Below are 12,995 nucleotides of genomic sequence, written 5' to 3' on the forward strand. Positions count from 1 at the left end.
TTCTAAATAAAGAACCCTTTGACAATTTAATAATCGCTTTGGCAAAATGCTTCATAAATCTCGGAGTATAAATTATCTTGAACTTTTATCTAAAGAAAGTTGTACATTGCCATCAAGAGCAACTCACAACTAACAGCTAGATATGAACTTCCGTGACGAGTTTAAATTGTTGCTACGCGCCCGTTATCCGTTAATTTACATTCCCACCTACGAAGAAGAACGGGTAGAAGCAGCCATTCGGGAAGAAGCCGCCAATCAAGGTAATCGCCCTGTTTATACTTGGGATTTTGTTGATGGCTATCAAGGAAACCCCAATGATGCCGGTTTTGGACGACGCAACCCCCTACAAGCTTTGGAATTTTTAGAGAAATTACCAGCTTCAGCACCAGCCGTCATCATTTTACGAGACTACCATCGTTTTTTAGATGATGTGGCGATCGCCCGCAAACTCCGCAATTTTGCCCGACTTTTAAAATCGCAACCCAAAAATATTGTTTTATTATCGCCGCGCATCGCCATTCCCGACGATTTAACCGAAATTTTAACGGTTGTGGAATTTCCTTTACCCGCCGCGCCGGAAATTAAAACCGAGATAGAACGGTTACTGCAAACGACTGGTAACTCGCTATCTGGCAAGGTTTTAGATGACTTGGTGCGTTCTTGTCAAGGGCTGTCTATGGAACGCATTCGGCGAGTTTTAGCCAGAGCGATCGCAACTCACGGCGAATTACAGCCAGAAGATGTAGATTTAGTCTTAGAAGAAAAGCGCCAAACCATCCGCCAAACCCAAATCCTAGATTTTTACCCCGCCACTGAGCAAATTTCTGATATTGGCGGATTGGATAACCTCAAAGATTGGCTATTAAGGCGTGGCGGTTCATTTACCGAACGGGCGCGTCAGTATGGCTTACCCCATCCCCGTGGTTTGTTGTTGGTGGGGATTCAAGGAACGGGAAAATCTTTAACAGCCAAAGCGATCGCCCATCACTGGCACTTACCTTTGTTACGCTTAGACGTAGGGCGGTTATTTGGCGGTTTAGTCGGGGAATCAGAGTTACGTACACGCCAAATGATTCAGGTAGCCGAAGCCCTTGCCCCCTGTATATTGTGGATTGATGAAATAGATAAAGCTTTTTCGGGGCTGGGTAGCAAAGGTGACGCAGGTACAACTAGCAGGGTATTTGGCACTTTTATCACCTGGTTAGCTGAGAAAACCTCACCTGTATTTGTGGTGGCGACTGCCAACGACATTCAAGCCTTACCGCCAGAAATGTTGCGAAAAGGGCGATTTGATGAAATCTTTTTTGTTGGTTTACCGTCTCAAGAAGAAAGAAAAGCAATTTTTAACGTTCATTTATCCAGATTGCGCCCCCATAACTTGAAAAGCTATGACATTGACAGATTAGCTTATGAAACACCCGATTTTTCTGGGGCGGAAATTGAGCAAACTCTCATTGAAGCTATGCACATTGGATTTAGCCAAAACCGTGATTTTAATACCGACGATATTTTAGAAGCCGCCAGCCAAATCATCCCCTTGGCGCGAACGGCTGTAGAACAAATTCAAAAACTCCAAGAATGGGCGGCGGCTGGGAGAGCGCGTTTAGCCTCAAAACACAGCCCCCTAAGTGATGCCTTCGGCAAGTTACGCTAAAGCATTTAATAGAGAATAGGAGTAAAAAGGGAACAGGAAACATATACCCCTATTGCGTTCCATGTTCCCTTTCATACTTCACACTTGACTATTGACCATTCACCGTTGACCATTGACTATTGACTATTGACTATTAATGTAACTATGCTTTCTGGTCTACTCAAGTTAATACTAGGTTTTATCTTAGCGATCGCCGTTTTATTAGGTACAGGTATGACAGTGGCGCTGTATTTCATCAATCAAACTGCCATACCGCCCAATAAACCGATTTTTGCCAATGATAATCCTTCTTTGAAAAACCAAGCCACCAAAGAACCTAAAGACGATTCTGTCATCACACCTGAGCCTGAAACTACTCCAACCTCCACACCAACCCCAACAAAATCTCCTGAAAAATTACCCCCTGGCGCTTATCAAGGACGTGTTACCTGGTCTGATGGTTTGAGTTTACGTGCCGAACCAAATCAGTCAGCCGAAAAAGTTGGTGGAGTGACTTTTAATCAAAAAATTATCGTTTTAGAAGAAAACCCCGATAAAACTTGGGTGAAGATTCGCACAGAAGGTAGTGACCAGGAAGGTTGGGTCAAAATTGGCAACATTGAACGTACTAACTAAAGTTAGAAATGATTCCCATCTGAACTCACTAATTCTTACTACCTATTTACTGCTCTCTAATCTTTATACTTTTTTAGTAAAAGCCACAGTTATTACTTATAGAAAGTGGTATATTTTTATATATCTTTGTTACCGTAATTAGCAGTCAAAAAACTTTATAGATTCCTGTCAACCCAATTAATTTTTAACATCAAAATTTTCCACTCTTGCCGAAAAGCAGTTTGCTCCTTGTGATGTAAACAAATAGCCAAACCCATCACTTTAGGACAAAAGTCAAGCGAAATACTTTTTTCTTGTACTCAGGGAATTGTCATCAGCCGAAAACTTGGGAAAACATCATGGAAGCCATTGGTTATCTTCATGTCGCCTCAGCCTACGAAGCCTCAGAAAACATAGAGATTGTACCGATAAAATTAGAATTTAAATTTTGGCAGTGGCCTAAACTGTCTAGCCCTGTGGCAATGAGGCTTTTATCTGTAGCACTGACTATCGGAATTTTAAACCTAGCTGACCAAACTTTCGCCCTTCAGCAAGTGGGTAGCAGTGGTACAGTAGTTACCAATATTCAGCAGTGCTTAAAAAATTTAGGTTATTTTAATGGCCCTGTAACTGGCAGATTTGCGAATTTAACTCGACAAGCAGTGAGTAGCTTTCAAAAAGCGCGAGGGCTGGCTGTTGATGGAATTGTGGGTGCTAAGACTCAGCAAGCTTTACAACAATCATGCCAAAGTGGAACTCCCAATGAAAGTAGCAATGGACAATTGCGCTTTGGTAGTAGAGGTACAGCCGTTGCTCAGTTACAACAAAACCTCCGCGATTTAGGCTATTTCAACGGCCCTAAAACTGGCTATTTTGGCTCACAAACTCAACAAGCACTCATCCGGTTTCAACAAGCTTCCCGAATTCCGGCTAACGGAGTTTTTGATAGTAGAACAGCCCAAGCACTACAAGGTAATTTAAGTGTCGGTGGCGAATATCCGACTCTGGCGGAAGGTAGCCGCGGCCCAGCAGTCACAAAACTACAACAACGTTTGCGAGATTTAGGCTACTTTAAGACAAATCCCACTGGCAATTTTAGAAGCATCACCAAAAATGCTGTTATTGCCTTTCAACGCAAGGCAGGTTTACCCACCACTGGGGTTGCAAATGCTCAAACTTGGGATGCACTATATAATCCTCCGGTTTCTAGCAACCCCAATACTTCCAGTCAGCAAGTGAAGGATGTACAAAAATTACTGAGAGATTTAGGCTACTATTATGGCGATTCGACTGGGACTGTTGGGACGTTAACAAGAAATGCTGTTGTGGAGTTCCAACGAGACAATAAACTCACAGCCGATGGTATTATTGATGCCCAACTTGTAAAAGCGGTGCGCCAAGTCTGGACAGCGAGATATTCTAATCAACCAACTAGGGTAGTTCTCTCAATGGGTGCAAAGGGAGAAAATGTCAAAGCAGTCCAAACACGTTTATCGGAATTAGGATATTTTAATCGCTCATTAGATGGGATGTTTGGCGAATATACTAAAGCGGCTGTAGTGGCATTTCAAAAGGAATATCGCTTAAATCCCACTGGCAAAGTAGATGCACAAACTTGGCAAGCATTAGGTTTTGATAATTCTGTGGCGCTAAATCGTCCGGTGAGTAGTCGTTATTATGTGGCAGCAGTACCAATGAAAAATAGCGATACTCTCGACAAAGTGCGTCGCTTTGTTCCCAATGCTTTTCCAGATGTGTCTATGTCAGGAAATTATGTGAATGCTGGGGCATTTAGCGATCGCTCTGTTGCCGAAAATCTCACAAAAATGTTACGTTCCAAAGGCTTAAACGCCAAAGTGCAATTTCTTTAAGATTGCTAGTCTAGTATCTAGACTGTCAGATCCAATACCAGCACAATAATGCCAGACTCAGCATTTGTGATCTTTATTATCTTCGGGGTTGTCTGGATAGTTATGGGCGCAGTTGCGGTCATTGCGCTGTTCAAGTCGGAAGGACAAAAACTGCGTTTTGATAAATGGGGACTGCTCGTAACTATTCCGATTATCGTCCCGATTGTGATTGTTTTGTTATATCAAGTAATCAGACCATTAATATTTTAAAGGCGTTGCAATGCAACGCCTCTAAAATATTATTTACTCAGCAGTCCTTAAGAAGCCACTTGCGCTGCCGTCCGCGTCCGTCTTCTTCTGCCATCGGCAACTTTCACAGGTGTTTCTGGTTCATCGGGAATTTGCATCAACAAAGTCACTGTTGGTTGACATTGCAATTCTCGCCGAATTGAACGTGCTAATTCTCGTTCTAACGTTCCTTGCAATCCACCCCAGTCTACATCCGCTTGCTCACCGCCCAAAGCCGCAAATTCTGACCAGCGCACGCCGAGGATTTCTTCAATGCGTTGCTGTACCCATTTTTGAATCAGCGATCGCTCTATACTGGTAACAACACCCCGCAGATGGATTTCTGGTTTAGCCATCAGTTTACCAGACCAATCAATTGCAGTCGCAATTGTGATAATTCCTTCTTCTGCCATCCGTTGCCGTTCTTGCAGCACCTTGGCACTCACCATACCAGAACTCGAAGTATCTACCAATTCAATCCCAGACTGCACTTGAGATCCAACACGGATAGAATTTTCTGTTAGTTCTATAACATCTCCATTCTGGATAATCACCATGTTTTCGGCGGGGATACCCATACTTTGGGCAGTTTCGGAGTGTTTCACTAACATCCGATGTTCGCCGTGAACCGGGACAAAGAACTTGGGACGAGTTAAGGCAATCATCAGTTTTTGGTCTTCTTGACAGCCGTGACCAGAAACGTGGATTCCTTTATCTCTGCCATAGACAACCTTCGCACCTTGCAACATCAACTTATCAATGGTGTTGACAACTGCGATCGTATTGCCAGGAATGGGGTTAGCGGAGAAGACGACAGTATCCCCTTCGCGGATTTTGATATGGGGATGTTCTTTATTGGCAATACGGGTCATCGCTGCCATTGTCTCACCTTGAGAACCGGTGGTGAGAATCAACACGTTTTCATCTGGCAGGCTGCGAACCATGTGTAGTGGTTGCAGTAAGTTATCTTCACATTTGACATAACCCAAGTTCCGGGCATGGGCAATCAAATTCAACATCGAACGCCCCACCACCGTGACTACGCGGTTATGTTTCTGCGCCAGTTGCAAAATCATGTTGATGCGATGCACGGAAGAGGCGAAGGTGGTAACGAACAATCGCCCAGTGGCTTGACTGAATACCCGATCCAAGTTGGGATAAACAGAACGTTCCGAAGGTGTAAAGCCCGGTACTTCTGAGTTGGTGGAATCACTCAACAAGCACAGCACGCCTTTTTCACCATGTTCTGCCAAGCGTTGCAAGTCAAATTTTTCGCCATCAACTGGGGTATGGTCAAATTTAAAATCCCCTGTGTGAATTACGACACCCAGGGGAGTATGAACAGCAACCGTGAAACTATCCGCGATGGAATGGGTGTTGCGGATGTACTCAACAAAAAAATGTTTACCAATTCGCACGACATCACGGGGCATTACTGAACGCAACTCTGTGCGATCGCGTACACCTGCTTCTTCTAGTTTACCTTCCAGCATGGCCATTGCCAGTCTTGGCCCGTAAATCACCGGGATTTCAAACTGCTTCAGGTGAAAAGCAATACCACCAATATGGTCTTCATGACCGTGGGTGACGATCATCCCTTTGATTTTGTCGCGGTTTTCTCTGAGATATGTCGTATCAGGCAGGACAATATTTACACCGTGCATTGCTTCCGTGGGGAAAGCTAAACCTGCATCTAATAAAACAATTTCATCGTCGTATTCAAAAATACAGGTATTTTTGCCAATTTCATGTAAACCGCCCAAAGGAATAATTTTTAGGGCGGAGTCAGCTTCGTTTCTAGCCATTTTCTCCTTAGTTAGATTGTGGTTTAGTGTTAATAAATTGAAGGTTAGCAAGCTTGTATTAAAGACAACACTGGCTCTCTCTGGGAAAGCAGTCAAATTTCGTTTAGATTTTCAACTTTTGGTGCAATAAAATCGAAATCGTCAATATCTAGAGCAGTGGTAGCACTGTTTGGGAAAGTGCATCCTGAAAATCTGCCCATTATTCATATATAGATTTGCGGCAAATTGCCAATCATATACTGCCTAAATTAAATTCAGTTTCTGAAGCACCGCCTCCAGTTTTTGGCTTATTTCTGAGTCAGCATCACATAGGGGCGGACGAGTTGAACCAACCTCCCAACCTTGAAGTTTGAGTGCTTGTTTAATGGGAATGGGGTTTGTAGTGATAAATAAAGCTTTAAATAACGGGAAGAGTTGGAGATGAATGTCTCTAGCTTCTGCAATTTTTCCCGCACTAAAAGCTTGAATCATCTGCTGTAGTTGGTTTCCTACCAGATGAGAAGCCACACTGACTACTCCTGTTGCCCCCAGTGCTAACAAGGGCAAGGTAAGGGAATCATCTCCAGCGTAAATCTGAAATTCTTGTGATGTCAAGCGACGGATTTCACTTGCCTGGTCTAAATTACCACTGGCTTCTTTTATTCCAACAATATTATCAATTTCTGCTAATTTGGCAACGGTTTCGGCACTGAGATTTTGACCGGTACGACCAGGAACGTTATATAACAACACGGGAGTGTCAGGGCAAGATTGGGCAATTGCCTGAAAATGTTGATATAGACCAGCTTGGGGCGGTTTATTGTAATAAGGTACAACTTGTAATGTACCGTTTACTCCTATTTTAGCCGCCTTTTGGGTAGCTGCGATCGCTTCTTTGGTGGAATTGGAACCACATCCTGCTATAACTTTGGCTTTGCCAGATACAGCCTGCAATATTTCCAAAAATAGCTGGTATTCCTCCTCCCAAGTTAGGGTTGGGGATTCTCCTGTTGTACCGCATACCACCAACGTATCTGTCCCGTTGTTAGCTAGATGCGCTGCTAGTTCTGCCGCTACACCATAGTTGACACTACCGTCTGGTTTAAACGGTGTGATCATAGCGGTTAAAACTCTACCAAAATCTCCCACCCTCGTTTTTCTCCTGATTACCTGCTTGGTTTTTGTTATCTTGGTGGTTTTCTATAATGTAATAGCTTATTCGCCAATTACTTTCAAGAGTGATGCACTCATTTGTTTGTTGTCATACTTGTTGGACTGATGACACAAAACTACTGAGAAACATAAGCTGCTGCTGATCTGAGCAGATTTTTTTCCACTAATAATTCTGCAATTTGTACGGCGTTTAAAGCTGCGCCTTTGCGAATTTGATCGCCACAAAGCCACAGTTCTAAGCCGCAGGGATGAGATATATCCTGACGAATTCTCCCCACTAACACTTCATCCCGACCAGTTGCTTCTATGGGCATGGGGAAATGATTTGCTCGCCAATCTTCTACTAGTTTTACCCCTGGCGCATTACTTAAGATTTCTCTGGCGGTATCTGGGCTAAATGGAGTGTCAAATTCTAGGTTAATGGCTTCGGAATGGGCGCGAAGTACGGGAACCCGTACACAAGTTGCACTAATCCTAATTTCTTGGGTGCCGAAAATCTTCCGCGTTTCATTCACCATTTTCATTTCTTCTTCACAGTACCCAAAATCATTAATGGGGGTGTTGTGAGGAAATAAGTTAAATGCTAAAGGATAGGGCAGAACTTCCGCAACTGGTTCCTGTCCTTGGAGAATAGCAGCCGCTTGCGTCTTCACTTCTGCCATTGCTTTGGCACCAGCACCACTGGCTGATTGATAGGTGGCAGCAATAATCCGTTTTATTGGTTGAATTTGATGCAATGGCCAAATTGCCACTGCCATCAAAATTGTCGTGCAGTTGGGATTGGCGATAATGCCTTGATGGGCGGCTGCGGCTTGGGGATTCACTTCCGGCACAACTAAAGGCACTTCGGGGTTCATCCGAAAAGCACTGGAGTTATCAATGACGACTGCGCCTTTTGCAACTGCTACAGGAGCCCATTTTTTGGATGTGGAACCGCCAGCACTGGCTAATACCAAATCTACATTTTCTAAAGCGCGATCGCTAACCGGTTCTACTAATAAATCTTCTCCTTTAAATTTAAGCGATCGCCCCACGCTGCGTTCAGATGCCAGTAATTTTAATTCTGCCAGTGGAAAATTTCGGCTTTCTAATAATTCCAGCAACTCTGTACCGACAGCACCAGTCGCACCCAAAATAGCTACACGATATGTTTTAGACAAATGAACTTCCTCCCTTCATTTAAGAGGTGAATGAGTAATGTTTTGAAACTGAAATTTATGGCAGTAGCAATAGCAGATTTTGAATAATTCTTTGTTTTATTTCAGCTTTTTAATCACGGTAGGTTAATTTTTGGGTTATATATCTTAATAAATATATGAAAAATTTACAATATTTTATAACTGCCCAGTAAATTTTCTACCAACTAAAAAAGTATATATTATTCTACAACAAATTACGGCGCAGGAAAAAACGTCTAGCAAATCAAGATCACCTATGAGGATTCTTGATGTGTAAGTTAACAAATGTTGTGCCTTCACCATGACTAGGTTTGAGGCAAATCATCAATGTACTATGATCCAAGTGGCATTCAGCCAAGCAAGTCAACTACCAAGCTAAATGATGAAACTGGGACTTGTTGGGTAAACAGCCCTAACAAGTTTACTGTGAGAGGGTGTATGGATAAATTTATTGTGGTAAAGTGTCAAGTCCTTTGCCATTGGCAGTAAACTGGATATCTACTGAAGGCACTTGCCATTCCTACCTACAGATATCAAAGCGCATAGGCGTTAAATTGTGGCTTATGTGTTCTTGGAGTTAAAAATACCAAATAGAGACGAAGCATGAAAGTTACCCAGGAGAAACTTCCCGCCAGCCAAATAGGGCTAGAAATAGAGATTACACCAGAAATTACTCAGCAAACCTACGAACAAGTTATTAAAAACTTATCCAGTACTGTCAATATTCCTGGGTTTCGTAAAGGTAAAGTGCCTCGGCAAATATTGCTTCAGCGCCTGGGGGTAAGTCGTGTTAAGGCCGCCGCTTTAGAAGAATTGATTCAAGACGGCATCCAACAAGCGGTCAAACAAGAAGACATTCAAGCAATTGGTCAGCCGCAATTGCGCTCTTCATTTGAAGACCTGATCAATAATTATGAACCGGGCAAACCACTCACGTTCTCGGCGGCTGTGGATGTGGAACCGGAAATAACCCTGAACCAGTACACCGGCTTGCAAGCCCAAGCGGAAGAAATCAAATATGACCCCGCCCAGGTAGATAACGTCTTGGAAAAAGAACGCCAACAAATGGCAACACTAATTCCAGTCGAAGGTAGAACTGCTCAAATTGGTGATGTGGCTGTTGTCGATTTTCAAGGGGTGATAGCCAAAGCAGAAGGTGATGACCCTGATGCTGAACCAACACCAATTCCGGGCGGCGATGCGACTGATTTTCAAGTCGAGTTACAAGAAGATAAATTTATCCCTGGTTTTGTCACAGGAATAGTAGGGATGAATCCTGGGGAAACCAAGGAAATTTCAGCCCAGTTTCCAGATCCTTATGTCAACCAAGAGTTAGCAGGTAAACCTGCACTTTTTACAGTCACCCTTAAGGAACTGAAGGAAAAAGAACTGCCAGAATTAGACGATGATTTTGCTCAAGAAGTCAGCGATTTTGAAACCTTAGAAGAACTGCGGAAATCTTTAGAAGATCGGTATCAAAAAGAAGCTGAAGACAAAACCAAAACCAACAAGCAAGAAGCATTGCTGGCAGAACTACTAAAGCACGTAGACGTTGACTTGCCAGGAACCTTAATTGAGCAAGAAGTCGATGCAATGCTTACCCAAACTGCTATGCGCTTGGCGCAGCAGGGGTTGGATGTGAGAAAGCTGTTTACTCAAGATATTATTCCGCAATTGCGGGAGAGATCTCGCCCAGAGGCAATTGAACGTATAAAACGTTCTTTAGCTCTGCGAGAAATCGGCAAACGCGAATCTTTGGTAGTTACCCCAGAAGAACTCCAAGCCAGAGTAACAGAACTGTTAGAGCAGTATGCTGATGAAGATATTGACGAAGAAAAACTCAGTTCAATGGTGGAAAATGAACTACTGAGTGACAAAATTCTCAATTGGCTCTTAGACAATTCATCAGTTGAATTAGTCCCAGAAGGTACTTTAAGCGCCCAAGAAGAACCAGCAGATGAAGCAACTGCACCTGAGACTGAGGCAAGCAGCAGCGAAGCTACGGCAGAATCAGCAGTAGAAGGATAGGGGTGTAAGGGTGCAGGGGTGCAGGGTGAAAATTACTCAGCACTCAGCACTCCCCTTCGGCTATCTCTACTGTTGGGCGATCGCAATCTCGTTTTGGGTAGATTAGGCTAGGGTAGTAAGTATCTGCTTTGAGTGTGAAAAATTATTACTCAGCACTCAGTCATTAACCTTTAAGGGAGGCTTAATATTGTCGGTATTTTAGACAAAATTCTTTACCTGTAAAGACCTGAGCTTGATAGTGTGTTACACGAGAAAAATCTGGATGAGGCATAATGGTTAACACATAGCTCAAATCAAAATCTCATCCGTGAAAAAAGCAGCGATCGCTGCCTTAAGCTAAGTCCTATTAATTCTCAGATATTCTCCTATGCTTTTATCGCAGTCAGGAAATTACCCCATCATCAGTTCCAGCCACCTAGCTATTAACTCCCATTTGAATGGCCCTAACAGCATTGTGCCAACTGTGGTAGAGCAGTCAGGGATGGGAGAAAGAGCATTTGATATCTACTCCCGTTTATTACGAGAGCGGATTATTTTTTTAGGAACAGCCATCGATGATACCGTTGCTAATTCCATCGTGGCGCAGTTACTGTTCTTAGATTCCGAAGACTCAGAAAAAGACATTCAGCTGTACATAAATTCTCCTGGCGGTTCCGTCTACGCAGGAATGGCAATTTATGATACAATCCAACAAATCCGCCCTGATGTTGTTACGATCTGTTTTGGATTAGCTGCGAGCATGGGGGCATTTTTGTTAGCTGCTGGAACCGCAGGTAAGCGTATGTCTTTACCTGACTCTCGAATTATGATCCATCAACCCCTAGGTGGCGCTCAAGGTCAAGCCATTGATATAGAAATTCAAGCCAGAGAAATTCTTTATATCAAGGCACAGTTGAATCAGTTATTGGCTCATCATACTGGTCAACCTCTAGAGAGAATCGAAGCAGATACAGACCGCGACTTTTTCATGTCGGCAGAAGAAGCTAAAAATTACGGTTTGATTGATCAGGTTATCTCCCGACAAAATCTTCCCACAGCTGGGGAAAACGTCACCATTCTGAAATAAGAGGCTGGTATGTCTAAGTACGACTCCCATTTAAAATGTTCGTTTTGTGGCAAGTCTCAAGAGCAGGTGCGTAAGTTGATCGCAGGGCCGGGAGTTTACATCTGCGACGAGTGCGTTGACTTGTGTAATGAAATACTAGATGAGGAGTTACTGGACACCAATGGTGTAGCGCCACAACCAGCACCAAAGTCTGAAGTACCTCAAAAACGTCGTAACCGTTCTGCTAATCTCTCATTTAATCAGATACCCAAACCTAGAGAGATTAAAAAGTATCTTGATGAGCATGTCATTGGCCAAGACGAAGCCAAAAAAGTTTTGTCAGTCGCAGTTTACAACCACTACAAGCGGCTGGCAATCTTGCAGTCTAAAGGCAGTGGCAAAAACGGAGCAGATGACGCAGTAGAGCTACAGAAGTCTAACATTTTGTTAATTGGCCCAACTGGTTGCGGCAAAACTCTGTTAGCACAAACTCTAGCTAAGATTTTAGATGTACCTTTTGCCGTGGCGGATGCTACTACGTTAACAGAAGCAGGCTATGTCGGTGAAGATGTGGAAAACATCTTGCTGCGCCTGTTGCAAGTAGCAGACTTGGATGTAGAAGAGGCTCAACGCGGAATTATCTACATCGATGAAATTGATAAAATTGCCCGCAAGAGTGAAAATCCCTCAATTACACGGGATGTGTCTGGTGAAGGCGTACAGCAAGCATTACTGAAAATGCTAGAAGGTACGATCGCCAACGTACCACCCCAAGGCGGACGAAAACATCCGTATCAAGACTGCATCCAAATCGATACCAGTAATATTCTGTTTATCTGTGGTGGTGCATTTGTGGGCTTAGAAAAGGTTGTCGAGCAAAGAGCCGGCAAAAAATCAATTGGCTTTGTGCAACCGGGAGAAGGACAATCAAAAGAAAAACGCACCGCCGATGTTCTCAGGAACTTAGAACCAGATGATTTGGTGAAATTTGGGATGATTCCCGAATTTATCGGACGGATACCAATGGTAGCAGTAGTAGACCCATTGGATGAAGAAGCGTTGATGGCAATTCTCACCCAACCGCGCAGTGCTTTGGTGAAACAATACCAAAAACTGCTGAAGATGGATAACGTCCAATTAGATTTTAAACAAGATGCCTTGCGAGCGATCGCTCAAGAAGCCTACCGCCGCAAAACGGGTGCAAGAGCATTGCGGGGTATTGTAGAAGAACTCATGCTAGATGTGATGTACGAGTTACCATCTCGTAAAGACGTGACTCGCTGCACAGTAACGCGAGAAATGGTTGAGAAACGCTCTACCGCCGAACTGATAGTACATCCATCCTCACTACCAAAACCAGAATCAGCATAATAGTCATCAGTCATTAGTCATTAGTCATTA

10 protein-coding genes are annotated in these 12,995 nt (G+C 43.4%); 7 read left to right on the forward strand and 3 right to left on the reverse strand.

What is annotated here, in order from left to right; genetic code table 11:
• The first annotated feature begins 142 nt into the window (after positions 1–142).
• The 4 genes from H6G75_RS09590 to H6G75_RS09605 all read left to right on the forward strand — a co-directional run bounded on the left by H6G75_RS09590 (position 143) and on the right by H6G75_RS09605 (position 4,368).
• Positions 143–1,654, forward strand: coding sequence for an AAA family ATPase (locus H6G75_RS09590; RefSeq protein ID WP_190979714.1), 1,512 nt, complete (start codon positions 143–145; stop codon positions 1,652–1,654).
• Between the two features lie 144 nt (positions 1,655–1,798).
• Complete coding sequence (locus H6G75_RS09595; protein ID WP_190979834.1) at positions 1,799–2,269, forward strand: SH3 domain-containing protein; 471 nt, start codon at positions 1,799–1,801, stop codon at positions 2,267–2,269.
• Positions 2,270–2,607: 338 nt separating this feature from the next.
• Complete coding sequence (locus H6G75_RS09600; RefSeq protein ID WP_190979715.1) at positions 2,608–4,119, forward strand: peptidoglycan-binding protein; 1,512 nt, start codon at positions 2,608–2,610, stop codon at positions 4,117–4,119.
• A 48-nt stretch (positions 4,120–4,167) separates the two neighbouring features.
• Complete coding sequence (locus H6G75_RS09605; protein ID WP_062293132.1) at positions 4,168–4,368, forward strand: hypothetical protein; 201 nt, start codon at positions 4,168–4,170, stop codon at positions 4,366–4,368.
• Positions 4,369–4,415: 47 nt separating this feature from the next.
• Here H6G75_RS09605 and H6G75_RS09610 read toward each other — a convergent pair whose 3' ends face one another.
• From H6G75_RS09610 to H6G75_RS09620, 3 genes are all read right to left on the reverse strand, one after another.
• Positions 4,416–6,191, reverse strand: a complete 1,776-nt coding sequence (locus tag H6G75_RS09610) for a ribonuclease J (protein WP_190979716.1) — start codon at positions 6,189–6,191, stop codon at positions 4,416–4,418.
• Positions 6,192–6,434: 243 nt separating this feature from the next.
• Positions 6,435–7,319, reverse strand: coding sequence for a 4-hydroxy-tetrahydrodipicolinate synthase (dapA, locus tag H6G75_RS09615; RefSeq protein WP_190979717.1), 885 nt, complete (start codon positions 7,317–7,319; stop codon positions 6,435–6,437).
• Between the two features lie 140 nt (positions 7,320–7,459).
• On the reverse strand, positions 7,460–8,503 hold the full coding sequence (locus tag H6G75_RS09620) for an aspartate-semialdehyde dehydrogenase (protein WP_190979718.1): 1,044 nt from the start codon (positions 8,501–8,503) through the stop codon (positions 7,460–7,462).
• 621 nt (positions 8,504–9,124) lie between these two features.
• On the opposite strand from H6G75_RS09620, the gene tig reads away from it, so the two are divergent.
• The 3 genes from tig (at position 9,125) to clpX (ending at position 12,965) form a co-directional block, all read left to right on the forward strand.
• A complete protein-coding gene (gene tig / locus H6G75_RS09625; RefSeq protein ID WP_190979719.1) occupies positions 9,125–10,549 on the forward strand; it encodes a trigger factor in 1,425 nt (474 codons plus the stop codon).
• Between the two features lie 367 nt (positions 10,550–10,916).
• The gene (clpP, locus tag H6G75_RS09630; protein WP_190979720.1) at positions 10,917–11,615 is read left to right on the forward strand and encodes an ATP-dependent Clp endopeptidase proteolytic subunit ClpP; all 699 of its coding nucleotides are present in this window, start codon (positions 10,917–10,919) and stop codon (positions 11,613–11,615) included.
• Positions 11,616–11,624: 9 nt separating this feature from the next.
• Positions 11,625–12,965, forward strand: coding sequence for an ATP-dependent protease ATP-binding subunit ClpX (gene clpX / locus H6G75_RS09635; RefSeq protein ID WP_190979721.1), 1,341 nt, complete (start codon positions 11,625–11,627; stop codon positions 12,963–12,965).
• Positions 12,966–12,995: the final 30 nt, after the last annotated feature.

It is taken from the genome of Nostoc sp. FACHB-280 (genome assembly GCF_014697615.1).
Classification (GTDB): domain Bacteria; phylum Cyanobacteriota; class Cyanobacteriia; order Cyanobacteriales; family Nostocaceae; genus Nostoc_B.

Bases quoted from the DNA above. Each gene is read 5' to 3' on its own strand.
- clpP (WP_190979720.1), top strand. From the start codon at position 10,917: ATGCTTTTATCGCAGTCAGGAAATTACCCCATCATCAGTTCCAGCCAC.
- H6G75_RS09590 (WP_190979714.1), top strand. From the start codon at position 143: ATGAACTTCCGTGACGAGTTTAAATTGTTGCTACGCGCCCGTTATCCG.
- H6G75_RS09595 (WP_190979834.1), top strand. From the start codon at position 1,799: ATGCTTTCTGGTCTACTCAAGTTAATACTAGGTTTTATCTTAGCGATC.
- H6G75_RS09600 (WP_190979715.1), top strand. From the start codon at position 2,608: ATGGAAGCCATTGGTTATCTTCATGTCGCCTCAGCCTACGAAGCCTCA.
- tig (WP_190979719.1), top strand. From the start codon at position 9,125: ATGAAAGTTACCCAGGAGAAACTTCCCGCCAGCCAAATAGGGCTAGAA.
- H6G75_RS09605 (WP_062293132.1), top strand. From the start codon at position 4,168: ATGCCAGACTCAGCATTTGTGATCTTTATTATCTTCGGGGTTGTCTGG.
- clpX (WP_190979721.1), top strand. From the start codon at position 11,625: ATGTCTAAGTACGACTCCCATTTAAAATGTTCGTTTTGTGGCAAGTCT.
- H6G75_RS09610 (WP_190979716.1), bottom strand. From the start codon at position 6,191: ATGGCTAGAAACGAAGCTGACTCCGCCCTAAAAATTATTCCTTTGGGC.